Origin of the sequence: Providencia manganoxydans (assembly GCF_016618195.1) — a bacterium.
GTDB lineage: Bacteria > Pseudomonadota > Gammaproteobacteria > Enterobacterales > Enterobacteriaceae > Providencia > Providencia manganoxydans.
On sequence record NZ_CP067099.1, the window covers coordinates 588109 to 615079 of the forward strand.

Here is a 26971-nt window from a genome sequence, read left to right on the forward strand (position 1 = left end):
TTAGGAGCCTTGATGAGGATTAACCGGTGTTTCAGTTAACGTATCTTGTGCGACTGGGGTAATTGCGGAGCCATTATTAAGGCGCAATTGTCCAGAGGTAACGACCTTATCTTCCGCCTTCAAGCCTTGTTCAATCTCAATTTTTCCATTCCAACGCTGACCTGTTTTCACTGACACTTGTTTGACGGTCATTGCATCGTTATTGCCTTCTACCACGAATACCGTATCGCCATAAGCGGTATAGGTGACGGCGGTTTCAGGTATTGTCAGAACTTGGCTGGCAGCTTGGCGTACCACATTAACATTGGCATACATACCTGCTTTTAACGCTCCATCACTATTTTCAAGGGTGGCTTGCAATTGTATGGTGCGCGACTTGCCGACGAGAGGATCGATAGCACTGATGCGTGCTGGAAAGGTTTTTTCTGGGTAGGCGTCAACATGAATATCAACAATTTGCTCGATATGCAATTCGGGAGACGCTTGTTCATCAAGGGAAAAATTGAGTTTCAATGTCTTAGTATCAACTAAACTGGCAATTGCCTCACCGGGACTCAGGTATTGTCCTTCATGTACTTGACGAATACCTATAGTGCCATCAAAAGGGGCACGAATGGCTTTTTGCGCAATCAACGCTTGAGTCTGACGGATCAGCCCTTGGGCAATATCACGTTCTGCTAGAGTGCTATCAACTTGTGCTTGCGCAACTAAATTTTTAGCTGCTAACGTTTGAGTTCGATTATAGAGACGTGCAGCATTGCGCAACTGTGCTTGATAACGAGCTAAATCAGCTTGTTCAACAGCATCATTAAGTTGGACTAACAATTGGCCTTTTTTGACTTGCTGCCCAGATTCAAAATCAATTTTGGTGATACGTCCGCTAGTTTCTGCGGCAACAAAGACTTGGCTGCCTGCTTCTAGCTCACCTACACCATAAAATGTACGCGGCGCACTGTCTTGAGTAACAGGTGCTAAGGCGACTTTTACTGGCGGATATTGATATGCAGCTTGTTGTTTTTCACCATCTTGTGCGTAAGAAGTGTAAACAGCTATACCTCCACCAGCAGCGATGATCAGCGCACCTAATGTAATAAGGGTGGTTTTATTCATTATTAGTACCTACTTTTTCTGTGCTTTAACAGCGTAATAAAGATCACGGAAATGCCCTGCAATGGCGAGAGCCATGAGTCCACCGATAACGGAGACATGTTCAATAGCCCAAAACAGGGCAATTTGGGCTTCTGGGCCACTGTAAAGCCAAAATGTATGAACAATAATGATGGTAAGAAATAGAAAAACAGCGAGAGCTCCAGTAGCAAGCCACAGTAGGCGATTAAGCAGTACTAAAATTGAGCTGGCTAACATGACAAATGCAGATGCAATCGCAAAAAACCAATCTGGGTGTAAACCCGCAGCCCGCATTTCTATCAGGCTGTTTTGGTAATCAAAAATTTTTGCTAAACCTGACGAAATAAATAAAACCAGTAACAATAATCGAGCGATAAACCATAGTGTGTTGCTCTCTAAAATTCTGGCAATGATCAACGGCATAGCCCATCCCCTTTAAAAATTAAGTTAGCCTGCATGACATTTAATAAGCGCTGTCACCACCTCATGCAGGAAAATAATGTGGAATAAACTGAATTGACAAACTCAGAGGCTGGCACTATAAAACCTTAAGTTAAGTTGAGGTCAAGTGTAGGTGGTTAAAAATGGTAGAGAAAGACACAAAAGCGACAAAAAGACGTGGCAGTGGCGAAATAAAGATTGATTATACAAGGGCATTAACGGTTGGTGAGGTTGCGAAACGCTCGGGTGTACCTGTTTCAACGGTGCATTTTTACGAATCAAAAGGGCTCATTCAAAGTACCAGAACACAAGGTAATCAGCGGCGTTTTCCGTCGGTCGTTTTGCGTTATATTGCCATTATCAAAGTGGCGCAAAGTACGGGGATCCCACTAAAAGAAATTCAAGATGCATTAGGTAAATTTCCCGCTAATAGCAAATTAACGTCAGAGCAATGGAAGGAAATGTCGACACAATGGAAAGTCTCTTTAGATAAACGAATTCGTCAGTTAACGCGTTTGCGAAATGAGCTGGATCACTGTATTGGCTGTGGTTGCTTATCATTGAGTGACTGTCCATTACGCAACCCTGATGATGTTTTAGGACGAAAGGGACCCGGTGCTCGTATTTTGGAACGACCCTAGTTTTAGATTACACCCTTCTAATATCTTAGCGAGCCTTTCGAGTCTCGCTTTTTAATGGCTCTATTTCTGTTCTTTCGGTTAATACTGACTCGCTCTCTCTGATTTTTCGATATTTGAATAGCATTTTTTTGCTGTTATGCCGAATTGCGCACCATTTCTATTGAAACTCATCAAGATCATCTTAGCAAAATCCCGCAGGCTATAATCTGAAACAAAAATGTAACAATAATTTCACAATAAAAGTAAATGAGTTATTGTCAGCAACAATCAATGCAATAAAAACACAACAAAAACAATCAGGCAGTGAGTATTTCTCGATCGCTAAGACGGTTGTTACGAAGAACAATAAACAAAAGAGAGGCGAGTATGGATTATCGTATTTTTTTACAGGCGGCTCAGATTGCGGCGGATAGAGCTCGTTACATTCTGACTGAGCATCGAAAAAATAAGCTTTACGAACATATTTATTTTGATACTAAAGATGACGAAAGCCCAGTAACTGAGATCGACCAGTACGTTGAGCGGGAAATTCGTCAAATCATTGAAACATTTCATCCAGATCATAATATTTTAGGTGAAGAGTACGGTTTTCAGTTAGGGGGATCTGAATTTACATGGGTAATTGATCCAATTGATGGTACTCGGCAATTTATTGCGGGGATCCCGATTTACGGTACTTTAATTTCGCTTTGCCACCATGGTGTGCCTGTTCTGGGGATCATCGAACACCCCGCGGTTTTAGAACGTTGGATTGGTATAAAAGGTCATCCTTCAACGTTAAATGGTCTACCAATTGAAACGCGCAAATGTACTCAATTAGAGCTTGCTCTGATGTCTTCCAGTAATACTGAACCTGTCCTACCTGAACATCGTGCTGGTTATGAACACATCATTCCTAAAACTAAGTGGCGCGTCTATGGCGCAGCTTGTTACTCCTATGCTTGTCTCGCAACCGGACGTATCGATTTAAGTATTGATAGCGGGGGGATGAGAGAGGTGGATTATTGCGCACTGGTACCTGTTATCGAAGGTGCGGGCGGAAAAATTACGGATTGGGAAGGCAAACCTTTAACTATGCATTCAGGTAAAACTGTTGTTGCAGCAGGGACGCCTGAACTCCATCAACAAGCCTTAGATGTATTGCATCAATACAAATAACACTCAAAAAATAAAAATTATTATTAAGGAGAATGTTATGTTTCGATGGATCAAAACATTGCCTGACCAAGAGCCGATAACCGATAAAAAAGAGATTGATGACTTGTACCGCTATTGGCGCATTCACATTATGATCGCGCTATATGCAGGATATGCCACATACTATTTTACGCGTAAGAGCTTTAATTACGTGATGCCAGAAATGATCAAGGATCTGGGAATTAGTATTTCTGATGTTGGTATTCTAACCACTGCATTCTATTTAGTTTATGGTGTATCGCGTTTTGCTTCGGGTATTATGAGTGATGCATCAAACCCTCGTTTTTTCATGGGGGTTGGCCTAATCATTACTGGTTTTATTAATATCTTTTTTGGCATGAGTTCAAGTTTGTGGTTATTTGCCTTCTTTTGGATATTAAATGCTTTTTTCCAAGGTTGGGGATGGCCGCCATGCTCTAAATCATTAACTTCATGGTATTCACGTAATGAGCGTGGCCTGTGGTGGTCTATTTGTAATACCTCACATAACGTGGGTGGGGCGATTATTCCATTATTAGCAGGTGGTTTGGCGGTACATTATGGTTGGCGCTATGGTATGTATATTCCAGGGGTAATAGCCATTGTGATCGGACTATTTGTTTGCTTACGCTTACGTGATAAGCCATCTACGATGGGGCTACCCACAGTTGGGCATTGGCGTAATGACCAACTCGAATTACAACAAGAAGCTTCTAGCCGGAAATTAAAACTTTGGCCGATATTAGTACAATATATTTTTACCAATAAATATGTTTGGTTATTAGCGGCTTCCTATATTCTTGTTTACATTGTGCGTATTGGATTAAATGATTGGACTAATTTATATTTAGTTGAAGAATATGGATATGATTTGATTAAGGCGAACTCTGCACTTTCTTTCTTAGAAATTGGAGGGTTTATTGGCACCTTAGTTGCAGGCTGGGGATCGGATTTTTTCTTTAAAGGAAATCGAACGCCAATGAACATCATTTTTATGATTGGCATTGGTGTTGTTGCTGCTTTCTTATGGCTATTTCCTGAAATGGGCTATTTGTTGATATCCGTATGCTTCTTCTTTGTTGGATTCTTTATTTTTGGTCCACAAATGTTGATTGGTATGGCCGCCGCGGAAGCCTCCCATAAAGATTCAGCTGGAGCGGCAACAGGGTTTGTTGGGTTATTTGGCTATTTAGGGGCGGCATTAGCGGGCTATCCATTGGCTAAGATCATTGAGAGCACAGGCTGGAATGGCTTCTTTATGGCCATGATCATGGCAACCTTGTTATCGGCTGCATTATTATTACCATTATTAATTAAAAAGAAATAAATTAAGCTCCTCATTAAGAGCACTATTGTTAATGGCAATGGTGCTCTTTTTTTGATGGTCGCCATTTCCCTTCATCAATCACAGTTTTCGTAAATTGGATATCCAGTGCTTAAATTGGATATTTATCCAATAATATCATCGTTTTAAATCTAAAATTATCGCGCTGTATGGATAATCATTGCATACAGCGGCTACAGCTTTTTCTCTTTTTTACGTAATCATGCCTCATGTTAATTAATTGTGAATTTATTGTGAGCGAATGAGCGCAAAGAGGGCACAGCAAATGAAAGGTTTGAATAGCAAAATAGCCATTGTCACGGGTGGTGCAACTAAGATCGGGGCGACTGTTGCCAAAGTATTGAGTTCTTATGGTGTTAAGGTCACGATTTTTGATATTGACCAAACCAATGGTGAAAAAGTTGCTCAATCAGAGCCAAATATTGATTTTTTGGCTGTTGATATTACTGATGATCAGCAGCTGAAATTGGGAATTGATCGTGTTGCACAAAAATACGGTCAACTGGATTTTTTAGTCAATCTGGCCGCAACTTATCTTGATGAAGGCCAGTCATCCACAAGACAGGATTGGCTCACCGCTTTAAATATTAATGTTGTGAGTGCAGTCATGGCGGCACAATTCGCTCAACCTCATTTTGTACAAGCAGGTAAAGGGGCGATTGTTAACTTTACCAGTATCTCTTCTTCCGTCGCACAAACAGGACGTTGGCTCTACCCTGCCTCCAAAGCCACCATGCTCGAAGTGACTCGCAGCCAAGCGATGGATTATGCGGCAGATGGTATTCGAGTGAATTCAGTTTCTCCCGGTTGGACATGGTCTCGTGTGATGGATGAAATCACTGGGGGCGATCGTCAAAAAACAGACCGCGTTGCTGCCGATTATCACTTACTAAAACGTGTAGGTGATCCTGAAGAGGTCGCTCAAGTGGTGGCTTTCTTATTGTCTGACCTTGCCAGTTTTGTCACTGGTGCTGATTACGCGGTTGATGGTGGTTACTCCACTATGGGCCCAGAACAAGCCAAACCCGCAATTCCACGTCTTGCTGAGTAACCCTCGGTAGCCTTCATTTTGTAAAACAGTATTGAGGAAATAACTATGCGTAGTATAGCGATCGTAGGTGGTGGTCAGGCGGGGATGCCATTGGCTCTTGGCCTATTAGATAAAGGTTATCAAGTGACCGTTGCGACAAACAGAACACCCGATGATGTTAAGAATGGCCGCGTGATGTCAAGCCAATGCATGTTTGATATCTCACTGCAATTTGAGCGTGACCTTGGCATTAACTTTTGGGAAGAAGAGTGCCCGCCTGTAGAAGGTATTGGTTTTACGATACCAAATCCAGAAAAATGTGGTGAGAAAGCAATTACATGGCGTTCGCGTCTCGATAATTACGCACAGGCGGTCGATCAGCGGATCAAAATGCCATATTGGATGGAGCTGTTTGCGGCACGTGGCGGTAATTTACGCATTGAGGATGTGGGGGTCGCTGAGTTAGAAAAATTAGCTGAGACCCATGATTTGGTTGTGCTGGCGGGCGGAAAAGGGGAAATTGTTAAATTATTAGAACGTGATGCAACACGTTCTCCTTATGATAAACCGCAGCGTGCATTGGCGTTAACCTATGTACATGGTATGACCCCAACACCTGAATTCTCACAAGTTTCTTTTAATTTGATCCCCGGTGTTGGTGAATACTTTGTGTTTCCATCACTGACCACCACGGGTGCCTGCCATATCATGGTGTTTGAAGGGATCCCCGGCGGGCCAATGGATCAGTGGAATGAAGCAAGAACACCACAAGAGCATTTAGCATACAGTAAAAAAATCCTTGATACCTATCTACCGTGGGAGGCTGAACGTTGCCGTCATATTGAGTTAACGGATGATAACGGGATATTAGCTGGTCGATTTGCACCTACCGTTCGTAAGCCAGTACTGACACTGCCTTCAGGCAAACAAGTGTTTGGTTTAGGGGATGCATTGGTAACCAATGATCCTCTAACAGGACAAGGGTCAAACAACGCCACTAAAGCGTGCAAAGTCTACTATGATGCGATCCTCGCCCATGGTGACAAGCCATTTACTGCTCAATGGATGAACGACACCTTTGAGCAATTCTGGAAATATGGGCGTCATGTGGTTGAATGGACTAACTCTCTGTTAGCCCCACCAGAGCCACATATCCTCAATTTATTGGGAGCAGCACAACAGCTGCCAGCCTTATCACACACAATCGCAAATGCGTTTAACTATCCTCCAGTGCTATTTCCTTGGTGGAAAGATGGGCACGCTTGTGATGCCTACATTCAATCATTAATGACGGAAGATGCGCGAGCGTCATAACAAGAGAGGGTAGATGTATGTCGATGATTGCAGAGGATATAACAATGCGTGAGAGCGAATGGGGACATACCGAGTTTGAATCGAAAGTATTGCGTAACCTGTTGGGATGCTACCCAACAGGGGTTGCGATTGTCACGACGCGTACTGCCGATGGCCGCGATGTTGGGTTGACTATCAACTCATTTGCTTCGCTATCCCTCGATCCTCCTTTGGTTTTATGGAGCTTAGTTAATCATTCACCCAATTTAGATGTCTTCCGTGATTGTACGCACTTCACCATCAATATACTGGGTAAAGATCACCAAGAGCTTGCATTACGCTTTGCTAACCCACGGATCACCAACAAGTTTGAAAATGTTGCTGTGCACATCACGCCAGAAGGTATGCCTGCATTACGAGGAGCTATTGCCACACTCGTGTGTGAAAACCACAAACAAGATCATATCGGTGACCACTTATTAATGGTTGGTCATGTGCGTCGCATTGGTAGCGAGGCAGGTAAACCTTTAGTTTTCCACGGCGGTAGCTTTACTGCCCTACATGACGCGCAATAAGCGCAGGAGACACTATGAACCAGCAAACCTTAATGTCATTCGCGACACAGTTACAAAAAGGCCAAATTTGCATTGTCGATCTGACTCAAACATTGTCACCGTCATTTCCGGCATTGCAGCTACCTGAACAGTTTGGTCAGGTATGGTCATTTAGCATGGAGCAAATCTCTCGCTACGATGAGAACGGCCCTGCATGGTATTGGAACAACTTTAGTTGTGGGGAGCATACAGGAACCCACTTTGATGCTCCCATTCATTGGATTAGTGGCAAAGATCAGGCGAACAACACCGTCGACACTATTCCATTACAGCATTTTATTGCCCCTGCTGTAGTGGTTGATGCCAGTAAAGAGGTGGCGGAAAACGCCGATTGGGTATTAACCGTTGATTTTTTACAAAAGTGGGAGGCTCAACACGGGAAAATTCCCGCAGCGGCATGGGTACTATTGAGAACAGATTGGTCTAAAAAAGCCGATAACCCAGAAGCTTACGTCAATATGCGTGAAGATGGAGCACATACACCGGGTCCTTCACAAGAAGCCGTCGAATGGTTAATTCATCAACGTGATGTGAAAGGATTTGGTGTTGAAACTATTAATACCGACGCAGGCCAATCCTATAGCTGGCCGATCCCTTACCCATGTCATACGTTGATGCATGGTAATAATAAGTATGGCCTACAGTGCTTGAAAAATCTCGATCAATTGCCAGCAACGGGGGTTGTTATCGTTGCTGCGCCATTAAAAATTGAAGGGGGTTCTGGTAGCCCATTGCGTGTTCTTGCATTGGTGGGGTGATGTATGGCGATGCAATCTAACCCCCAAGTGATTGTCGTAGGGAGTGGTATGAACTCCTTAATGTGTGCCGCCTTATTGGCGGTACGTGGAAAATCGGTCTTAGTGTTAGAGCGCAATGATAGATTGGGTGGTTGTATTCGCACCGAAAATCTCTATGAGGGATACACCCACGATGTGCTTTCTTGTTGGTATTCGTTATTTGTTGGTAGTCCTGGCTACCAAGAACTCGAACCTTACTTAAAACAGCAAGGGCTAGAATTTGCTCAATGTGACTATTCAACTGGATTAGTACAACCGAATGGGCAGTCGATAGCATTAAAACGCGATATTACTGAAGCGGCAAAACAGTTAGATCAAGTGGCAGAAGGTGATGGGCAAGTTTTCCGGCAAATGGCAGAAAAATTGTTTAGTGAAGATGCCTCTTTGACTTTTGGCTTGCTCGGACAGAACCCTTACAGCGGCAGCATGCTAAAGCTATTGTTCAGTGAATGGCGTAAACGCGGTGTCGATGGGCTACTCGATTTTGCTAAAGCAGGGGTCGAAAGCTTTAGGCGCTGGTCTGAACGTGAGTTACAGCATGATTTTAGCCGTGCCTTGATGGCGCCATGGGTGTTGCATACAGGTTTAGGACCTGATGAAGCAAGTTCGGCATTAATTGGTAAATTAACCTTTGCAGCGGTGGTTGCCGGTGGAATGCCTGTTGTAAAAGGCGGTAGTTATCGCATTGTCGAGGCATTTTCTCGCGTTATTGAACAGCATGGTGGGCAATTACAAACCTCCATGAATGTGGAAAAAATCATCACTGAAGGCACAGGAAAGCAACGGCGTGCAACTGGTGTGAAAGTTAACGGTCAAGTGTTGTTGGCGACACAGAGCGTGGTGTGCAACGTCACTCCAACACAGCTATACGGCAGTTTGCTTGACGATGTGCCACAGCAAGTGAGGCAAAAAGCAAAAGGGTATCGCTATGGGCGAGCAGGCATGCAAATTCACTTTGCCTTGAGTGCCCCACCACCATGGTGCAATCCTGAATTATTGCATGTTCCACTGGTACACTTTACGGAAAGTATGGAACAAGTTTGCTTGTCTGTGACGCAAGCAAACAACGGTTATTTGCCGGATAAACCGACTTTCGGTATTGGCCAACCAACGGCGCTTGATCCTAGCCGTGCACCAGAAGGTGGTTGGATCTTATGGATCCAGATGCAAGAGCTGCCTCGGCAATTAAAAGGTGATGCTGCGGGGCTCATTAATATACCCGCAGATGGTACTTGGAACGATGAAGTGCGAGAAGCTGTTGCCGATCGTATTCAACAACGTCTAGAGCTAGTCATGCCCGGAGTCTCATCATTGATTGTAGGCCGAACTGCAATCTCTCCGGCTGATCTTGAAAATTATAATTGTAACCTTGTTGGCGGCGACCCCTATTCAGGAACCTGTTCTCCTGATCAGTTTTTCTGGTTACGCCCATTTGCTGCCACAGGACAAACGAAAACACATCAAACAGCAGTCAAAAATCTCTTCCACATTGGCGCATCAACACATCCAGGCCCCGGTTTAGGTGGGGGATCTGGCTATCTTGTTGCACAAAAATTAGCAGTAAAACGTAGGAAGTAACTATAAGTGCAACGGAATGTACACCATAACAAGCAAAGACAAACACAGCAATTACCGCAACCACTATGGCAGGATAAATGATGAATAAAAGAATGATCAGTAAGTTGGTAGCAGGTTCATGTTTAGGTGCACTTTCGTTCGGTGCGATGGCAACTGAAGGCGGTGGATTAGGTATCTATCCGGATGGATTAGAAAACTTTATGTCAGGGGCATTGCCTCCACCGGGGCTGCATGTATTGATGTACGCGGGGAATGCACACTATGACAGCGTCAGAGATAATAAAGGAAATAAAGTACCTATCCCAGGTTTTAGCGTGAACGTGAATGTATTAGCACCACGTTTGATTTGGGTAACTGATCAAAAAATATTGAACGGTGACTTTGTTGTTCATACGGTTATTCCATTACTGGATGTTACGGCAAAAGCGGCGGGCCATAAAGAAACCAGTCGTGGCCTTGGTGATATTACGGTGGGGGCAGGGTTAGGTTATCACCCATCCGCTGATTTACATTATGTTATTGGATTAGATACTTTTACACCAACAGGTAAATACAGTAAAACTGACCCATCTAGCTTAGGTAAAAACTATTGGACCATTCAACCTGTTTGGGCAATTAGCTATATTCCACCCGTAGGTGTAAATGCGGACTTAAAGATGATGTATGATTTTAACTTCCGTAATGATGAGACAAAAACGCGTTCAGGTCAGGCATTTCATGCTGATTATGCACTGGGCTGGGGTTTTGGAAATGGCTGGGTTGCTGGTGTGGGGGGCTATGCTTTCCTACAAACAACGGATGATAGTGGTCCTAATTCAGCACAAGGTAAGGCTCGTGCTTATTCGATTGGCCCATCCATTCGTTATGCTAACCAGCAAGGCTGGCTATTTACGGCTAAATGGGAAAAAGATTTCGAAGTGAGAAATCGTCCTGAAGGCTCACAGCTTTACTTAAAGGCCTCGATTCCTTTCTAATATGACGTAGCCCAGTAAGGTGATTACTGGGCTATACTCGTGATATTTCAAATTGTAGCGTTGTTGATTACGTTCATTCGTACTAGTCATCTACTATATGTAGGCTCTCTGTGAGTCATTCACTTGTCGCCTAGCTGCACCTTAAATTATTTAGGGTATAGTCTCATGTAATAGCAAAGGATGAAGGCTTTTCTTACGTAATAAAGAGAAGCCTTTATTGAGGTGCAACAATTAAGTCTTTTTTATGCTTTGGCTTGGCGTTTCACCGTAGCGTTGCTTATATTCAGCGCTGAAACGCCCCATATGTGCAAAACCCCACCGTAGCGCGACACCAGCAACACTGACTGCTTCGCCAGAAAGTAATTCAGAACGTACGCGTTCCATTCGTAAGTCACGTAAATATTGCATAGGACTGATATCTAGAAATTCTTTAAACCCTGCATATAAACTGCGAAGGCTAACACCTGCGATATGTGCGAGCTGTTCTACCGTAATTGGCTCGTGAGCATGGGCTTCTAAGTACTCCTGCACACGCCTAACATGCCTTGGACGGATCGTGGCACGTCGAGTTCCGGGATCTTCCGTATAATTATGGGATTGAGTTGATAACAAAGTGACAGATACTAATTGTTCAACTTGAGAGATAATCAATTTATGTTGTAAAAGATCGGGAGTGCCTGTAGCGCATTCAATCAAATAATTCATTAGGGTTCGCCATGCAATACAAGATTGCCATTCAAACCCTAATTCAAATACTAAAGGCTTATCTAAAGTATGTCCGAGTTGTCCAACGAGTGAGCGCTCTAATAATGAACGTGAAATACGTAACATGAACTGGTCGTTATCGCTATTCCAACACATACTCGTTGATTCTTCTGGGCTGAGTAATGATGCCATATGAGGTGTTGATTCTAATCGCTTTCCGCCACTTTCAATCACTGCGCTTCCGGAAAGTGGCATTTGTACCAGAAAAAAATCTTCTAGTTGGCCTGGGGCAATCCGTACATCAGCACCATAACGCAGGCGGCTCAATGAAATATCTCCCATTGGGATATAGTGCATGCGAGCATCTAGGCGTTGATGTGGGTTAAGTAAATTAAACTGGTGTGGTTTCATCACTCGGCCAACCATAGATTTGATCTCTTCAGGATCAGCCGAAGTAAATAGCAAACGCTCTGTTGAACAGAGCTGATTTTCAATCTGGGGTGCAGATGATTGGGACCACGAGTTGCTCAACATCGTAGGACCTCCAAATAAATTCGTCAGGCTATTTATTGTTATATATTCGTCATACTTCAAGTTGCAGTGTGTTGACTACGCTCATTCGCTGCTCATCACATACTGATGTATGCTCCTAGCGACTCATTCACTTGTCGCCTAGCTGCACCTTGAATTATTCAGAATAGAGGCTTTATTTACGCAGTGCCTGATCCATTCTTTTTTTATTTATCCATAAGCCTTTTTCAAGGAATGACAATGCGAAATAGAGCTCGTTTTGTTAACATTTTATTAAAATACTTGTAACTATTGTGTCTCGAACATAGCACGAATGATGTGGTAGACATAGGTAGTTGTGTGCAAAAACTATCCATAAAATGCAAAAAAATCCCCCAATATTAGTTAATGTGATGGTGTTATCAGTATAAAAAATAAAGCTATTTGAATTATATAATGGTGAAATATTCATGATAAATCATATTTATTCTTATATTCTGTTGCCTTTATAAGCTAACGTTAAATTAATAATGATGTTTATTCATTTATTTTAGATTATTACACTATAACACTAGCTTAACTATGGTTATTAGTGGTGTTTTTGACTAAGTGAGCTAATCGTTTATTCATAGTCCTATTGTTCTCTTCTATTTTCCTTCCTCGATATAAATCGTATTTCCTTATTGTTTTTACTGGTTTTTGTCCAATCAATGCAGGGCTTATCCACTCTTTGCAGAAATCTAATATACATGATTAATCATGCATTGACCTTTTGGTAACAAAAAAGATACAAGAAAGAAACGCAAAAATGATAACAACGTTCTGACGTTCATTGTGAGGTTAAAATGGCTGAGCGATCGTTTGTACAAGAAGTGCAGAAATTACGGCAAGGGGAAGGTGAAGTTTTTAGTGGTGAGGGGATCCTCGCAGTCACCAAAGCTTTATTAGAATCCGGTGTTTCTTATGTGGCAGGCTATCAAGGTGCGCCTATCTCGCATTTAATGGATGTGCTTGCTGATGCACAAGATATTTTATCTGATTATGGTATCCGTTTTGAGAATAGTGCCAGTGAAGCGACTGCTGCTGCAACACTTGCGGCATCGGTCAATTATCCACTACGAGGTGCTGTGACATTTAAAGCAACAGTAGGTACTAACGTTGCTTCTGATGCACTGGCTAACTTGGCTTCAGGTGGTGTACTGGGTGGAGCCTTGATCATCGTCGGTGAAGATTATGGCGAAGGCTCCTCGATTATGCAGGAACGTAGTCATGCGTTTGCAATGAAATCACAGATGTGGTTACTTGATCCGCGTCCTAATTTACCGTCAATTGTTCAAGCTGTAAAAGATGGATTCGATCTTTCTGAAGCGAGCAATACACCCGTTATGTTGCAGATGCGTATTCGGTCTTGCCATGTTCATGGGCAATTTATTTGTTCCGATAATCAGCATCCTAAATTTACCGTAAAAGATGCATTAGAAAATCCAACTCGCGATGTCAGCCGTATTGTATTACCTCCGGCAAGTTTCCTGCATGAAAAAGAAAAAATAGAAGCTCGCTGGCCTGCGGCTGTGAAATTTATTCAAGAGCGTCAATTGAATGAATTTTTTGCTGAAGATAGCGATGATGTTGGCATTGCTTTACAAGGTGGCTGCTATAACACCTTGATCCGTGCATTAAACCAAATTGGTCTAGCGGATGTATTTGGTAATAGCAAAATTCCATTGTATGTGATGAACGTAGCTTACCCGCTTATTGACGATGAATTTGAACGTTTTTGTCGTAATAAAAAGTCAATTTTAGTTCTTGAAGAAGGACAACCGAATTTTGTTGAACAAAATGTGGCTAACATTTTACGTCAACGCAATATCGACATTGGGTTACATGGCAAAGACATGTTACCCATGGCAGGTGAGTACAATACAGCCACCGTTTTAGCTGGTATTCGTTCTTTTTTAGAAAGATATGGCAAGATTGAACCGCAAGTAAAAGCTGCCGCAAAACAAATCCGTATACCTACAATTACGGTAGCCGCCCCACAGACAGATGCTGCTGAAGAGCCTGAATATATCAACGCAGCGGAACCCACTTTGGATGAAACCGTCCATTCGCGCCCACCAGGGTTTTGTACCGGTTGTCCCGAGCGACCAATTTTTACCGCAATGAAATTAGTCGAACGTGAGTTAGGTGAACACCACGTTAGTGCGGATATTGGCTGTCATCTATTTTCTATTCTACCGCCTTTCAACTTAGGAAATACCACTATGGGCTATGGCCTAGGTGGCGCAGGAGCGGCTGCGCTAAATGCTCAAGCGGATAAGCGAGCCATATCAGTAATGGGGGATGGGGGTTTTTGGCATAACGGTTTAACCAGCGGGATTGCTAATAGCGTGTTTAACCGTAGCGACAATTTAACTATCGTCATCGATAACAGTTATACCTCTGCGACTGGTGGGCAAGATATTTTGTCATCAACAGCATTGAATCCAACGCGCAGCACAGGTCATGAGATAGAAAAAGCCGTAAAAGGCGTCGGTGTTAAATGGGTCAAAACCATTAAGCGTACTTATGACTTAAAAACCATGACTAATACATTACGCGAAGCACTAACAACTCAAGAAAAAGGCCCTAAAGTGCTGATTGCGCAAAGCGAATGTATGTTGAATAAACAGCGTCGTGAAAAGAAAAAAGTGCGTAGTGATGTTGCAGCGGGTAAACGCGTGGTTCGCGAGCGTTTCGGTGTAGATCCAGATACATGCACAGGGGATCACTCATGTATTCGCTTATCTGGTTGCCCCTCTTTATCGATTAAGCCAAACCCAGACCCATTACGTACAGATCCGGTGGCAACAGTGATGGACAGCTGTGTTGGTTGTGGCCTTTGCGGTGAAGTTTCCCATGCCGCAGTTCTTTGTCCTTCTTTTTTCAAAGCACAGATTATCACTAATCCAAATGGCTGGGACAAATTACGTCATCGTGTTCGCGGCTGGTTTATTGGCTATTTGCAACGTCGTGACACACGTCGTCGTGAGCAACTGAGCTTCTAAGGAGAAACACATGGTTGCATTACAACCCATTAAAATAGCGATTTTAGCGATGGGCGGCGAAGGTGGTGGCGTGCTCGCTGATTGGATAGTCAATCTAGGTGAAGAAAATGGTTACTTTGCGCAAACCACTTCGGTTCCAGGGGTTGCGCAACGTACTGGCGCAACTATTTATTATGTTGAATTATTCCCTGGTGCAGAGAACCCTCTCACGCCAAAACCTGTACTCGCACTCATGCCAATGCCCGGCGATGTGGATGTTGTGCTTGCATCAGAATTGATGGAAGCTGGCAGAGCAGTACAGCGTGGTTTTGTGACACCAGAGCGTACCACACTGATTAGTTCAACACACCGTGTCTACTCTATCGCTGAAAAATCCGCCATGGGTGATGGGCGTGTTGATAGTCAAGCATTGATCCGTCATGCGAGTCTTGCAGCGCGCCAATTCATCCATTTCGATATGGAGAAAGCTGCACAGGAAAGTGGCAGTGTGATCAGTGCAGTATTATTTGGCGCATTATTTGGTGCTGGAGTCCTTCCGTTTAGTCGTGCGCAATTTGAAGAAACCATTGTGCGTGGTGGTGTTGGTGTTAAGCCAAGCTTACGTGCTTTCTCTCTTGGCGCTGAAATGGCGGCTCACCCCGAGGAAGCTCATAAACCACAAAGTGCAGAATCGGCACCTTTTAACCCGAAAAATAAGCAAGTTGTCCAATTATTGGCACGTATTGAACATGAGTTCCCTCAACACACTCACTATTTAGCTAGGGAGGGAGTACGCCGTTTAATTGATTACCAAGATCCCGCATATGCCTCTCTTTATTTAGATCGTTTAATCAAATTGTTTAGCCAACAAGGCGGCAATGATGAACGCTTGCAGCGTGCATTAGTGCGCCATTTAGCACTGTGGATGTCATACGAGGACACCATTCGTGTTGCCGATTTAAAAATTCGACACAGCCGTTTTCAACGCGTACGTAATGAAGTACGCGCTAATGATAACCAACTGCTCGATATCAATGAATTTATGCATCCACGTATTGAAGAGATTTGCGAAACCCTTCCCAAAAATTTAGGTAAGTGGTTAATGCGACCACATTGGATACACAAAGCGCTTCGCAAGTTTACACAAAAGGGACGCACAATCACTACCAGTTCACTGGGGGGATTCTTACAGTTATATCTACTCGCAGCTTGGCGACGTGGGCGTCGTACAACATTGCGCTATCAATTAGAAACTCAGCGTATTGAGCAGTGGTTATCGGCAGTTTTAAAAGCCGCGCAAACTAATCCGGCTTTAGCGACTGAAATTGCCCAGTGTCAGCGGGTGGTGAAAGGTTATAGCGATACTCATGCGCGAGGCTTACGTAACTTCCAGATATTAATGGATATTGTCGATAGTTATGGCGCTCAATTGGTTCCTGCTGATTTGCGAGAACTGCGTGAAGCTGCTCTGGCTGATGAACATGGCAACGAATTGCGCAAATGCCGCCAGCGTTTGGCGATGGAATAAGGAAAACATAATGAGCCTACTGAAATTTACTCGACCACATAAGATTCTATTTTCTGAATGCGATCCTGCGGGGATCGTATTTTACCCACAGTATTTCATTATGTTTAACAACCTATTAGAGCGTTGGGTGGACGAACTGCTTCCTCAAGGTTTTGCGGGTTACATTCTTGATCAGCGTTTTGGCCTACCTACCGTACATTTAGAGGCTGAATTCAAAGCGATTAGTCGGATGGGCGATGATGTTCAACTGGAGTTGCAGGTTGAGCGCATTGGACGCAAATCAATTACGTTGCGTCAGGTCTGTACCAGTAATGTAGGGGAGTTGCGTATGCAAGTCACTCAAACTTATGTCACGACGTCTTTAGAAACGCATCAGGCCATAGCAATCCCTGATGAGCTATATCACGCCTTAACCCAGCAGCAACCTGTGTGATGGCACGACGCAACAAAGGAGAAACTGTATGAATATCGTTTGTATCGGTGGTGGACCAGCAGGGCTTTACTTCGGGTTGCTGATGAAATTACAAAACCCACAAAATCGTGTGGTCATTGTGGAGCGCAATCGTCCATATGACACGTTTGGTTGGGGCGTGGTTTTTTCTGATGCTACGCTCAGCAATTTGCGCAAAGCAGATCCAGTTTCAGCTGAAACTATTTCTGCTGAGTTTAGTCATTGGGATGATATTGATATCCACTTTAAAGGTGAATGTAATCGGAGTGGTGGTCATGGGTTCATTGGGATCGGGCGTAAAAAATTACTCAATATCTTACAAGACCGCTGTTTAGACGTTGGGGTTGAGCTCGTTTTTGAAACTCAGGTGACCGACGATCAAGAAATTGCTCGACAATATAACGCCGATCTTATTATTGCCTCTGATGGGATCAATAGCGCGGTGCGTACACGTTATGAAAATGTGTTCAAACCTGACATTGATCAGCGTCGTTGTCGGTTTGTTTGGTTAGGTACTAAGAAGATCTTCGACGCATTTACCTTCCTTTTCGCAGAAAATGAACATGGTTGGTTTCAAGTCCATGCTTACCAGTTCCAAGAAGGCTTATCGACATTTATTGTTGAAACAACAGAAGAAACTTGGCTCAAAGCTGGCATCGATCAAATGTCGCAAGAGGATGGTATTGCCTATTGCGAAAAGCTTTTTGCACCATGGTTAGAGGGTGAGAAATTGATAGCCAATGCGGCTCATTTACGTGGAGCAGCGATTTGGATCCGCTTCCCTCGGGTGATCTGTGAAAATTGGGTACATTGGACAACACCAACCGATGGGAAAGATGTTCCCGTTGTGCTCATGGGAGATGCTGCTCACACCGCACATTTTTCCATTGGCTCAGGAACTAAATTAGCACTTGAAGATGCCATTGAGCTTACTGAAAGCCTGAAGGCAACTGGTGGTGATTTGCGCAAAGGATTAGAGCACTATCAAAAAGTACGGAGTGTGGAAGTACTAAAAATTCAAAACGCTGCACGTAACTCAACAGAATGGTTTGAAAATGTGAGTCGTTATGAAAACCTTGAGCCAGAGCAATTTGCTTATTCATTACTGACACGCTCTCAACGCATCTCTCATGAAAATTTACGTGTTCGTGACTCGCAGTGGCTACAAAATTACGAAAACTGGTTTGCAGCAAAATCAGGTGTGGATTTAGCTCCTGCTGCGCAGCAGATACCACCAATGCTAACGCCATACCGTTTGCGTGGTGTTGAGTTGAAGAACCGAGTTATTGCTTCACCAACGTTACTGTATTGCGCAACGGATGGCTTAGTCAGTGATTTTCATTTGGTACATATCGGTAGCCGTGCATTAGGTGGTGCTAGCCTGATCATGACAGAAATGACCGCGATCTCTCCTCAAGCACGAGTCACTGAAGGTTGCCCCGGTATTTGGAATTCTCAACAAGTGGATGCTTGGCGATCGGTAACACAGTTTGTACATCAAAAAACGGATGCCAAAATTGGTATTCAACTAGGGCACGCGGGACGTCGTGGTTCCACGCAGCGTGGTTGGGAACAAGAAAACCATCCATTGAAATCTGGGAACTGGCCTTTAGTCAGCGCATCTGCATTGCCTTATTTAGTGAATATTTCACAGGTACCTAGTGAATTAACAGAGTCTCAGATGGCGGAGATCATTGACCAATTCGTCGCAGCTGCAAAACGTGCCGATGAAGCAGGCTTTGATTGGCTAGAGTTGCAAGCTGCGCATGGTTATTTGCTATCAAGCTTTATCTCACCATTGGCAAATCACCGCACCGACAATTTTGGCGGTACGCTCGAAAACCGTCTACGTTTCCCTCTCGCTGTCGTGAGTGCTGTTCGTCAAGTATGGCCAGAGGATAAACCTCTTTCTGTACGTATTTCTACTACTGACTGGGTTGATGGTGGTACAACAGTTGATGAGGCAGTTCTCATAGGCCAAGCCATGTATCAGGCTGGTGCTGACATTGTTGATTGCTCTTCTGGGGAAGTCTCTCCACTACAGCAGCCAGTCTATGGACGTATGTATCAAACACCGATGGCCGATCGTGTTCGCAATGAAGGTGATGTGCCGGTTATTGCTGTTGGCGCGATTACTGATGCTGATCAGGTCAACAGTATTATTGCTTCAGGGCGCGCTGATCTGTGTGCGCTATCCCGCCCATTACTGGCTGATCCTGCTTGGTTACTACATGAGTGTGCTCGATTTGGTTGGAACACGGTGAGTTGGCCAGCACCTTATGAATACGGGCGCCAACAACTGATACAACAAGCAAAAAATCGCTAAATGTAATGGCTATTAGGAGGAAACAATGGGTACCCAATCGCATGATCAATATAGAGAAAATATAGCAGGGCGTGCTGATGTTGCTGATACTCCAGAGCTGGTTGAGTATTACAAACAATTAGCTGATTTGAAAACCGGCGCATTATGGACGGTTGCGAACAAAATAGAGCCTTGGCAGCCGCAGTCTTCATCAGTTCCTGTGTTATGGCGCTACCATGATTTACGTGAGCACGTACTACGCTCGGTTGAGTTGGTTACCCCAGAAAAAGCGGGGCGTCGGGTCATTTATTTAAATAATCCAGGTCGACAAGATGTTGCGGCCGCAGTTGGCTGGCTCTATTCAGGTTTGCAGGTTATGCACCCCGGTGAAGCCGCCTCGGCGCATGCTCATTCTTCATCTGCATTACGTTTCATCATGGAAGGGCGGGGCGCCTATACCATCGTTGAAGGGCAAAAAATGATGTTAGAAGCCAATGATTTTGTATTAACGCCTAATGGGACATGGCATGAGCATGGTGTTGCTGAAGATGGTTTGCCGTGTATTTGGCAGGATGGCTTAGATATCCCATTAGTTAATGCAATGGAAGCCGGTTTTTATAAAGTGCATCCTGATTTACATCAGGTACAAACTCACCCAATTGATTACCCAGTAGGTATGTGGGGAGGTACGGCACTGCGGCCACACCACATTGGTTGGGATAAACCATATTCACCATTATTTAAATATCAATGGGGGCCGACATATGAAGCATTACAGCGAGCAGCAAAAGCCGCAGATGGCTCACCTTTTGATGACATTTTAATGCACTACACCAACCCATTAACAGGTGGACCTGTGATGCCAACCATTGGTGCCAGTATGCAATTGTTACGTCCTGGGTTTGTTGGGAAAGCACATCGCCATACAGGCAGTTTTATCTATCAGGTTGCTAAAGGTAAAGGTTATTCAGTCATTAATGGGCAACGTTTTAATTGGCAAGAACGTGACATTTTTTGTGTTCCGTCGTGGATGTTCCATGAACATGTAAACACTTCACAGAATGATGATGCTTGCCTGTTTTGTTTCAACGACTTACCTGTCATGAACTCACTTGGGCTGTACTATGAAGAAGCCCTAGCTGAAAACGATGGTCATCAAAAAATTATTAGTTAGTTATTAAATTATATTAATTATTTACGTGAAGATTTAAGTCAGGTGAACCTGACAAAGGAGAAGAATTATGCGTCTTATTACTTACCGTTCAGATATCACCGCGGCTGCACGTTTAGGGGCAATTGTTGGTAATCAAGTGGTCGATCTCGCTCGATTGGCAGAAGAGCAAGGTCAGTATCTACCTGATAATATGTTGGATTTTATCGACCTAGGCCCTCAAGGGGTTCGCTCTGGAACCGATTTATTAGAAGCATACCAAGGCCATTTTCCTGCGGGTACTGCTTGGCCCGTTCAGAACGTCAAAATTTTGGCACCAATTCCTCGCCCAAGAAAAAACATTTTTGGTATTGGTTTGAACTATGTAGAACACGTCGCCGAGTCTAGCCGTACACTCGATACATCGAAAGAATTACCAAAAGAGCCCGTTATTTTTTCTAAGCCACCGACCACGGTGATTGGTCCAGATGATGCGATTGAACATAACGCAAAGATCACTCAACAGTTAGATTGGGAAGTGGAACTGGCGGTAATTATGGGAACCCGTGCAAAAAGGGTTTCAGAAGCCGATGCGTTAGATTACGTCTTTGGTTATAGCTTAATGATAGATATGAGTGCTCGTGACTGCCGTCGTGCAGGTCAGTGGATTTATTCTAAAGGACAAGATACCTATGCACCATTTGGACCTTGTATTGTCACCGCAGATGAAATTCCAGATCCACATAGCTTAAATTTGAGTTTGAAAGTGAATGGTGTGACTAAACAGGATTCAAATACTCGACATATGCTATTTAACGTAAATGCTCTGATTGCTGATATTAGTAAAGGGATCACGCTTGAACCGGGCGATATTATTGCGACGGGTACCCCTGAAGGCGTCGGTGCAGGGCGTTCTCCTCAAGAATGGGTATGGCCTGGTGATGTTATTGAAGCCTATGTCGAGAAGATTGGTGAGTTGCGCCATCCTGTTGTAGCAGTATAAAGCCAAGGAGAGCAGAAGATGTTAAATTTACCTCAATTTAAAGCTGCGGCGGTACAAGCCGCCCCTGTTTTCCTCAATACCGATGCCACTGTTGATAAAGTGTGTAAATTAATCGAAGAAGCTGCGGATAATGGCGCAAAATTAGTCGCATTTCCTGAAGTGTTTATCTCAGGCTACCCTTATTGGAGCTGGGTGATGAACCCTATTGAAGGTAGTCCTTGGTTCGAAAAACTTTGTAAGTCTGCGATTGAAGTTCCTGGGCCTGAAATTCGTAAGGTTGCCCAAGCAGCTGCTCGCCACCATATCAATGTGGTTGTCGGGGTGAATGAACGTAATCCAAATGGTATTGCAACGCTTTACAACACATTAGTCACCATTTCGGATGAAGGCAAAATATTAGGCCGTCACCGTAAGTTAGTCCCAACGTGGGCAGAAAAGCTAACGTGGGCAAATGGTGATGCTTCATCATTAAAAGTACACCAAACCAGCATTGGGCCTTTAGGTGCACTTGCTTGTGGTGAAAACACCAATACATTAGCGCGTTTCTCATTACTTGCTCAGGGCGAGCTAGTGCATATCGCAAGTTATATTGCGTTACCTGTCGCTCCTAAAGATTATGACATGGCAGAAGCCATTAGATTACGTGCGTCAGCGCATTGCTTTGAAGGTAAGGTGTTTACCATTATTTCTTGTTCGACTGTTTCTGAGGAAATAGTTGAAGCAATGGCAGCATCTCACCCGCAATCTAGAGAATTACTCGCGCGACCTAATAGTGCATTTTCAGGGATCATTGGGCCAGATGGCCGTGTGATAGGTGAACCTTTAATTGATAAAGAGGGGATCGTCTATGCGGACATTGATTTGAATCGCTGCATTCAGCCAAGACAAATGCATGATATTACAGGTCACTATAATCGCTTTGATATTTTTGATTTACAGGTTAATCGTCGTCCACTGACAGCAGCACGTTTCCATCATAACGGGCAAGATATTGATGAGTTAAATCAATTTGGTGATCAGGATGAAATTTCACAGGAGAAAGGGCTATGAGTCATGTGCGTTCGTATCGTATCGGGCAAATAGTGCCCTCTTCGAATACCACTATGGAAACGGAAATCCCTGCTATTTTACGAGCTCGTGAGGCACTGTTTCCGGAACGGTTTACATTTCATTCAAGCCGTATGCGCATGAAAAAAGTGACTAAAGAAGAATTGGAAAAAATGGATGCAGATAGCGATCGTTGTGCTATCGAACTGTCTGACGCAGCCGTTGATGTATTAGGCTATGCCTGTTTAGTCGCTATTATGAGTATGGGGAAGGGCTATCATCGCGTTTCTGAGAAACGCCTACATCAATGCACGATTGATAATGGCCATATGGCTCCCGTTGTGACAAGTGCCGGAGCGCTTGTTGATGGGTTGCATGCAGTTGGGGCCAAGCGCGTCTCTATCTTAACCCCTTATATGAAGCCACTGACTCAGTTAGTCATTGATTATATCGAAAATGAAGGCATCGAGGTGGTGGACAGTATTTCTTTGGAAATACCGGACAACTTGGATGTAGGCCGACAAGATCCATTAGCACCAGTGGAAATCACGAAAAAGTTAAATACTAACGTTGATGTGATTGTGGCTTCAGCTTGTGTGCAAATGCCTTCATTACCATCAGTGCAATTAATTGAAGATCGCGTAGGGTTGCCTGTATTGTCATCATCCGTTGCAACAACCTATATGATGCTGAAAAAGTTAGGATTAGATACTCGCGTTGATGGATTCGGCTCTCTGCTTTCAGGAAAGTTTTAAACAAATGGTATTAAAGAGTCGTTTTCTATCTGCTAACCTTTTAATATCGAATGAAATAATACGTTCTATATCCTAAAATAATTCGAGATGCAGATAGGTGACAAGCAAAGATAGTCGGGGAATGTAGATAGGCTATGTGGCTCGACTAGCTGAGCGTAGTCACCATATCTTAACCAAAAGCCCCGCAGCTTGAAGTATGGCGAGTATATTAGGCAAGAGGAACCGATGCCAGACTCTAAAGTATTTGTTGATAATTACTTGCCTGCCCTATTGGGGCAGGCATGGATGCTTGTTTCATCCGAGTTTCATGCTGTTGTTGAAGCTAATGGTTTGTCGGTGCTTGAATGGCGGGTGCTTTCGACATTGGCTGATAATGGCTCAATGGGGATCACTGAGTTATCCCAAAAAACCGTCAGCAAGCAGCCAACGATCACCCGTGTATTGCAGAGATTAGAGCAACAAGGGCATGTTATTCGGCACAATAACCATACAGGCAGTGATCGTCGAGTAACGCTAGTAAGTATGACTTCAAGTGGTATGTTACTTGTGGAAGGGCTATTAAAAGAAGCAGAACAACATGAGCAATTGGTTTTGGCTCCTCTAGGTACACGTAAAAGTAAAATGCTAAAGCAGGTATTACAAGAGTTGATTGAACGGCATAGTACAGTGGAAATAAAAAATAACGAAAAATGACTAATCAAATTAGTAGTGAATAATTTATTTATACTAATCGTAATAAATGCTTAATTATCATTATGATAATATATATAGGAGTAGAATTTTATTGTTACTGTAATATTCTGTAACAGAATGATAGTAATCAAAGTTTTATGAAAGTTCTGTTTTTTAGTTTTCTAGTAAATAGATACTTTACATCGATTCAATTTATCTATTTACTTCACTACTGATAACTTCTGCTTAGCTTAATATTGGAGCAAATCCATGTCAGTTGTGACCCTTGTATTAGTTTTTTTACTTGCCGTTATTGTGAGCGTGTTTGTCTCGCGGCTGCTTAGGGATATTATTCCTTTACCTATTATTCAGATAGCACTGGGTGCAGGGCTATCACTGTTTGGTTTTACGGTTGAGTTTGAGCCGCATTTATTCCTATTTTTATTCATTCCACCATTATTGTTTTTAGATGGCTGGCGTATTCCTAAAGAAGCTTTATTTCAGGAAATAAAACCTATTATGTCACTTGCCATTGGTTTGGTTGTGGTGACAGTTATTGGAATGGGCTTTTTTATTCATTGGTTGATCCCTGCAATTTCTCTGGCAGTTGCTTTCGCATTGGCAGCTATTCTATCACCTACGGATCCCGTTTCTGTTTCGGCAATGACAGTGAATTCACCATTACCTTCTCGTATGGCACATATCCTAGAAGGTGAATCACTCCTTAATGATGCGACGGGTCTAGTCTGTTTTAGCTTTGCTGTAACCGCTGCTTTAACGGGAACATTTTCCCTTGCTTCTGCGGCTGGGCAATTTGTACTTGTTGCATTTGGTGGGATTTTAATTGGTTTATTAGTGGCATGGGTTATCGGTTGGCTAAACCAATTTTTGGTAAAGCGTACGGGTGAAGAGCCTGCTATTCAAATCATGATCAGCCTATTGATGCCATTTAGTGCCTATTTGCTGGCAGAGCATCTACATGTTTCTGGTATTTTAGCTGCGGTGGTTGCCGGTATTGCAATGCACTATGAAAAAATAGCAGGCCGTATGCAAGCAGCTACTCGCATGCAAAGTAAAGCGGTGTGGGATACTGTACAGACCGCGCTTAACGGCATGATTTTTATCTTACTTGGCGAGCAGTTACCTGGGATGTGGAATAACATGCCACAAGTTGCAGAAGCTGCGGGTGCAAGCCATCCATGGATGCTGTTGGTTTATGTTATTGTTATCACAGTCGCTCTAGCTATCTTGCGCTTTAGCTGGGTATGGATATCGATGACATTAACGGTGTTCCACAAACGTCGTCGTGGCAAAGAAGCGGATGTATTGCATATTCGTATGATGGCAGTTATGGCAACCGCTGGGGTGCGCGGAGCAATTACATTAGCAGGTATTTTGACGTTACCATTGCTGATGCCTGATAACACGCTATTCCCAAATCGTGATGTGGCTATTTTCTTAGCAATGGGCGTGATTCTGTGTTCATTACTGATTGCGAGTATTGCATTACCGATCTTAACGAAAGGCTTAGTTCAGGATTTACCTTATGATAATGATGAGATCCGTGCTCGTATGGCACTGAATGAAGCTGCAATGTCTCATTTGCGTGAATTGATGAACCATCCATCAGAAGATATGGATGAAATAGCCATGCGTACAGAAGTCGGTGCACAATTGTTAGAAATCTATGGTAGACGTTTAGACAATACTGATGAAACAGAGTCCGATGTCTATGATCTACATAGAATGATTGATATGGAGCGTGAAATGTCACGTTCTGCATTACAAGCGAAACGTGATGCACTGTATGTGATGCGCAAAGGCAAAAATATCAATGAGCGGGTATATCACCGCTTACGTGATGAGTTAGATCTTAAAGAAGAAACGTTAAATCACCATAAGAGTAAGAAACACTAACAAAAACAACGGCCAGAAATCACATCTGGCCGTTTTTTATGTTGTAGATAGATGAAGGAATTGGCATGGATGACTATCAATTTTCTGAAAGTGAACTTGATGAAATATGGGAAGAAGCACTGTTTATCTCTCATGACAATGAGAGCAAAGGCTTCAGGCAAGATGAGCAAGGTAACTGGATACGGCGTAGCGAACAGGGTAACCAACAGAGTGAATATGGCTGGTTACCGTTACGAATAAAAACAGGTGAGGGGTTCGCAAAATCAGGTGATTTTATCCCTGCTCACTGGAAATATGCCCTTGCTTATAACCAACCGAAACCTCATCAATATCGTTTGAAATTATTGCCAGCTGAAAATTTCAACCCACAGCAAATCCAAAGTTTTTGGGACATTGCGCACAAGCACTCCAGTGATAATGAGCAAAAAGGTTACCGTGTTGATATTTTTGGTCATTGGGTTGGTCAGAAGTTTTTTGGTGACGCAAGTAGTCCTTTTGGTTGGGGGGTTGTTTTGGTAGATGATATTAACGATATGCGAGCAGATAAAAATGTTCGTATGTTTCCTATCAATTTGCATTTGATTTACTCGCTCATGGAGCAAGTACAACCAGATAAGGAAGGCTGGACCGCTTGGGATGCAATAGAACATGGGAGCAATATTTTCGAACTCGCACTTGGTGCTATTGGCTCAGCAATGATAGCCCCATTTTCAATTTTTGATTAAAACGTAGCACCCTCGAAAATCTATTGCTTGATAATAATTCATTAATTGATATGTTAATTATTAGTCATTTTGAGGATTAATACATGTTCACGACCACAGTTCATCAAATCATTATTACCATCACTTAGTGGTGGGGAATGAGCTGTGTGCTAAACCTGCC

At 43.3% G+C, this 26971-nt stretch carries 23 protein-coding genes; 20 read left to right on the top strand and 3 right to left on the bottom strand.

The features are described 5' to 3' along the window. A complete protein-coding gene (locus JI723_RS02530; RefSeq protein ID WP_272581153.1) occupies nucleotides 1-1110 on the bottom strand; it encodes an efflux RND transporter periplasmic adaptor subunit in 1110 nt (369 codons plus the stop codon). Between the two features lie 9 nt (nucleotides 1111-1119). Next, nucleotides 1120-1551, bottom strand: coding sequence for a DoxX family protein (locus JI723_RS02535; RefSeq protein ID WP_070925718.1), 432 nt, complete (start codon nucleotides 1549-1551; stop codon nucleotides 1120-1122). 161 nt (nucleotides 1552-1712) lie between these two features. On the opposite strand from JI723_RS02535, the gene soxR reads away from it, so the two are divergent. The 9 genes from soxR (at nucleotide 1713) to JI723_RS02580 (ending at nucleotide 11017) form a co-directional block, all read left to right on the top strand. Next, the gene (soxR, locus tag JI723_RS02540; RefSeq protein ID WP_070925716.1) at nucleotides 1713-2210 is read left to right on the top strand and encodes a redox-sensitive transcriptional activator SoxR; all 498 of its coding nucleotides are present in this window, start codon (nucleotides 1713-1715) and stop codon (nucleotides 2208-2210) included. Between the two features lie 366 nt (nucleotides 2211-2576). Continuing rightward, on the top strand, nucleotides 2577-3368 hold the full coding sequence (locus JI723_RS02545; protein WP_272581152.1) for an inositol monophosphatase family protein: 792 nt from the start codon (nucleotides 2577-2579) through the stop codon (nucleotides 3366-3368). Between the two features lie 37 nt (nucleotides 3369-3405). After that, on the top strand, nucleotides 3406-4713 hold the full coding sequence (gene uhpC, locus JI723_RS02550) for an MFS transporter family glucose-6-phosphate receptor UhpC (RefSeq protein ID WP_070925712.1): 1308 nt from the start codon (nucleotides 3406-3408) through the stop codon (nucleotides 4711-4713). Nucleotides 4714-4996: 283 nt separating this feature from the next. Continuing rightward, on the top strand, nucleotides 4997-5782 hold the full coding sequence (locus JI723_RS02555) for an SDR family oxidoreductase (RefSeq protein ID WP_272581151.1): 786 nt from the start codon (nucleotides 4997-4999) through the stop codon (nucleotides 5780-5782). Nucleotides 5783-5827: 45 nt separating this feature from the next. Beyond that, nucleotides 5828-7075, top strand: coding sequence for a styrene monooxygenase/indole monooxygenase family protein (locus JI723_RS02560; protein WP_140178825.1), 1248 nt, complete (start codon nucleotides 5828-5830; stop codon nucleotides 7073-7075). 17 nt (nucleotides 7076-7092) lie between these two features. After that, complete coding sequence (locus tag JI723_RS02565) at nucleotides 7093-7629, top strand: flavin reductase family protein (RefSeq protein ID WP_272581150.1); 537 nt, start codon at nucleotides 7093-7095, stop codon at nucleotides 7627-7629. A gap of 14 nt (nucleotides 7630-7643) precedes the next feature. Further along, the gene (locus JI723_RS02570; protein ID WP_272581149.1) at nucleotides 7644-8426 is read left to right on the top strand and encodes a cyclase family protein; all 783 of its coding nucleotides are present in this window, start codon (nucleotides 7644-7646) and stop codon (nucleotides 8424-8426) included. A gap of 3 nt (nucleotides 8427-8429) precedes the next feature. Next, complete coding sequence (locus tag JI723_RS02575) at nucleotides 8430-10043, top strand: phytoene desaturase family protein (protein WP_272581148.1); 1614 nt, start codon at nucleotides 8430-8432, stop codon at nucleotides 10041-10043. Between the two features lie 80 nt (nucleotides 10044-10123). Further along, nucleotides 10124-11017: a SphA family protein gene (locus tag JI723_RS02580; RefSeq protein ID WP_337979755.1), complete on the top strand. Its 894-nt coding sequence runs from the start codon at nucleotides 10124-10126 to the stop codon at nucleotides 11015-11017. 231 nt (nucleotides 11018-11248) lie between these two features. Here JI723_RS02580 and JI723_RS02585 read toward each other — a convergent pair whose 3' ends face one another. Beyond that, nucleotides 11249-12256, bottom strand: coding sequence for an AraC family transcriptional regulator (locus JI723_RS02585; RefSeq protein ID WP_070925702.1), 1008 nt, complete (start codon nucleotides 12254-12256; stop codon nucleotides 11249-11251). An 821-nt stretch (nucleotides 12257-13077) separates the two neighbouring features. Here JI723_RS02585 and JI723_RS02590 point away from each other — a divergent pair. From JI723_RS02590 to JI723_RS02640, 11 genes are all read left to right on the top strand, one after another. Further along, nucleotides 13078-15279 (top strand): indolepyruvate ferredoxin oxidoreductase subunit alpha, encoded by a 2202-nt coding sequence (locus JI723_RS02590; RefSeq protein ID WP_272581145.1) that lies wholly within the window; start codon nucleotides 13078-13080, stop codon nucleotides 15277-15279. A gap of 10 nt (nucleotides 15280-15289) precedes the next feature. After that, nucleotides 15290-16786, top strand: coding sequence for an indolepyruvate oxidoreductase subunit beta family protein (locus JI723_RS02595; RefSeq protein ID WP_337979756.1), 1497 nt, complete (start codon nucleotides 15290-15292; stop codon nucleotides 16784-16786). 10 nt (nucleotides 16787-16796) lie between these two features. After that, a complete protein-coding gene (locus tag JI723_RS02600; RefSeq protein ID WP_272581143.1) occupies nucleotides 16797-17219 on the top strand; it encodes an acyl-CoA thioesterase in 423 nt (140 codons plus the stop codon). Nucleotides 17220-17247: 28 nt separating this feature from the next. Further along, on the top strand, nucleotides 17248-19563 hold the full coding sequence (locus tag JI723_RS02605) for a bifunctional salicylyl-CoA 5-hydroxylase/oxidoreductase (RefSeq protein WP_140178837.1): 2316 nt from the start codon (nucleotides 17248-17250) through the stop codon (nucleotides 19561-19563). 25 nt (nucleotides 19564-19588) lie between these two features. Beyond that, nucleotides 19589-20716: a cupin domain-containing protein gene (locus JI723_RS02610; protein ID WP_319068305.1), complete on the top strand. Its 1128-nt coding sequence runs from the start codon at nucleotides 19589-19591 to the stop codon at nucleotides 20714-20716. A 67-nt stretch (nucleotides 20717-20783) separates the two neighbouring features. Next, entirely contained in the window at nucleotides 20784-21695 is a 912-nt protein-coding gene (locus JI723_RS02615) for a fumarylacetoacetate hydrolase family protein (protein ID WP_070925692.1), read from the top strand. 18 nt (nucleotides 21696-21713) lie between these two features. Further along, nucleotides 21714-22745: a carbon-nitrogen hydrolase family protein gene (locus JI723_RS02620; RefSeq protein WP_337979757.1), complete on the top strand. Its 1032-nt coding sequence runs from the start codon at nucleotides 21714-21716 to the stop codon at nucleotides 22743-22745. Beyond that, the gene (locus JI723_RS02625) at nucleotides 22742-23497 is read left to right on the top strand and encodes a maleate cis-trans isomerase family protein (RefSeq protein ID WP_337979758.1); all 756 of its coding nucleotides are present in this window, start codon (nucleotides 22742-22744) and stop codon (nucleotides 23495-23497) included. Before JI723_RS02620 ends, JI723_RS02625 begins: the two co-directional genes overlap by 4 nt. A gap of 225 nt (nucleotides 23498-23722) precedes the next feature. After that, a complete protein-coding gene (locus tag JI723_RS02630) occupies nucleotides 23723-24190 on the top strand; it encodes a MarR family winged helix-turn-helix transcriptional regulator (protein WP_272581139.1) in 468 nt (155 codons plus the stop codon). Between the two features lie 249 nt (nucleotides 24191-24439). Then, nucleotides 24440-26086 (top strand): Na+/H+ antiporter, encoded by a 1647-nt coding sequence (locus JI723_RS02635; RefSeq protein ID WP_070925685.1) that lies wholly within the window; start codon nucleotides 24440-24442, stop codon nucleotides 26084-26086. Nucleotides 26087-26151: 65 nt separating this feature from the next. Next, nucleotides 26152-26811, top strand: a complete 660-nt coding sequence (locus tag JI723_RS02640) for a hypothetical protein (protein ID WP_272581138.1) — start codon at nucleotides 26152-26154, stop codon at nucleotides 26809-26811. Nucleotides 26812-26971: the final 160 nt, after the last annotated feature.

What these genes read in the sequence shown, in the direction of transcription:
- JI723_RS02530 (WP_272581153.1), bottom strand. Translation starts at nt 1,110, where the DNA reads ATGAATAAAACCACCCTTATTACATTAGGTGCGCTGATCATCGCTGCT.
- JI723_RS02535 (WP_070925718.1), bottom strand. Translation starts at nt 1,551, where the DNA reads ATGCCGTTGATCATTGCCAGAATTTTAGAGAGCAACACACTATGGTTT.
- soxR (WP_070925716.1), top strand. Translation starts at nt 1,713, where the DNA reads ATGGTAGAGAAAGACACAAAAGCGACAAAAAGACGTGGCAGTGGCGAA.
- JI723_RS02545 (WP_272581152.1), top strand. Translation starts at nt 2,577, where the DNA reads ATGGATTATCGTATTTTTTTACAGGCGGCTCAGATTGCGGCGGATAGA.
- uhpC (WP_070925712.1), top strand. Translation starts at nt 3,406, where the DNA reads ATGTTTCGATGGATCAAAACATTGCCTGACCAAGAGCCGATAACCGAT.
- JI723_RS02555 (WP_272581151.1), top strand. Translation starts at nt 4,997, where the DNA reads ATGAAAGGTTTGAATAGCAAAATAGCCATTGTCACGGGTGGTGCAACT.
- JI723_RS02560 (WP_140178825.1), top strand. Translation starts at nt 5,828, where the DNA reads ATGCGTAGTATAGCGATCGTAGGTGGTGGTCAGGCGGGGATGCCATTG.
- JI723_RS02565 (WP_272581150.1), top strand. Translation starts at nt 7,093, where the DNA reads ATGTCGATGATTGCAGAGGATATAACAATGCGTGAGAGCGAATGGGGA.
- JI723_RS02570 (WP_272581149.1), top strand. Translation starts at nt 7,644, where the DNA reads ATGAACCAGCAAACCTTAATGTCATTCGCGACACAGTTACAAAAAGGC.
- JI723_RS02575 (WP_272581148.1), top strand. Translation starts at nt 8,430, where the DNA reads ATGGCGATGCAATCTAACCCCCAAGTGATTGTCGTAGGGAGTGGTATG.
- JI723_RS02580 (WP_337979755.1), top strand. Translation starts at nt 10,124, where the DNA reads ATGAATAAAAGAATGATCAGTAAGTTGGTAGCAGGTTCATGTTTAGGT.
- JI723_RS02585 (WP_070925702.1), bottom strand. Translation starts at nt 12,256, where the DNA reads ATGTTGAGCAACTCGTGGTCCCAATCATCTGCACCCCAGATTGAAAAT.
- JI723_RS02590 (WP_272581145.1), top strand. Translation starts at nt 13,078, where the DNA reads ATGGCTGAGCGATCGTTTGTACAAGAAGTGCAGAAATTACGGCAAGGG.
- JI723_RS02595 (WP_337979756.1), top strand. Translation starts at nt 15,290, where the DNA reads ATGGTTGCATTACAACCCATTAAAATAGCGATTTTAGCGATGGGCGGC.
- JI723_RS02600 (WP_272581143.1), top strand. Translation starts at nt 16,797, where the DNA reads ATGAGCCTACTGAAATTTACTCGACCACATAAGATTCTATTTTCTGAA.
- JI723_RS02605 (WP_140178837.1), top strand. Translation starts at nt 17,248, where the DNA reads ATGAATATCGTTTGTATCGGTGGTGGACCAGCAGGGCTTTACTTCGGG.
- JI723_RS02610 (WP_319068305.1), top strand. Translation starts at nt 19,589, where the DNA reads ATGGGTACCCAATCGCATGATCAATATAGAGAAAATATAGCAGGGCGT.
- JI723_RS02615 (WP_070925692.1), top strand. Translation starts at nt 20,784, where the DNA reads ATGCGTCTTATTACTTACCGTTCAGATATCACCGCGGCTGCACGTTTA.
- JI723_RS02620 (WP_337979757.1), top strand. Translation starts at nt 21,714, where the DNA reads ATGTTAAATTTACCTCAATTTAAAGCTGCGGCGGTACAAGCCGCCCCT.
- JI723_RS02625 (WP_337979758.1), top strand. Translation starts at nt 22,742, where the DNA reads ATGAGTCATGTGCGTTCGTATCGTATCGGGCAAATAGTGCCCTCTTCG.
- JI723_RS02630 (WP_272581139.1), top strand. Translation starts at nt 23,723, where the DNA reads ATGCCAGACTCTAAAGTATTTGTTGATAATTACTTGCCTGCCCTATTG.
- JI723_RS02635 (WP_070925685.1), top strand. Translation starts at nt 24,440, where the DNA reads ATGTCAGTTGTGACCCTTGTATTAGTTTTTTTACTTGCCGTTATTGTG.
- JI723_RS02640 (WP_272581138.1), top strand. Translation starts at nt 26,152, where the DNA reads ATGGATGACTATCAATTTTCTGAAAGTGAACTTGATGAAATATGGGAA.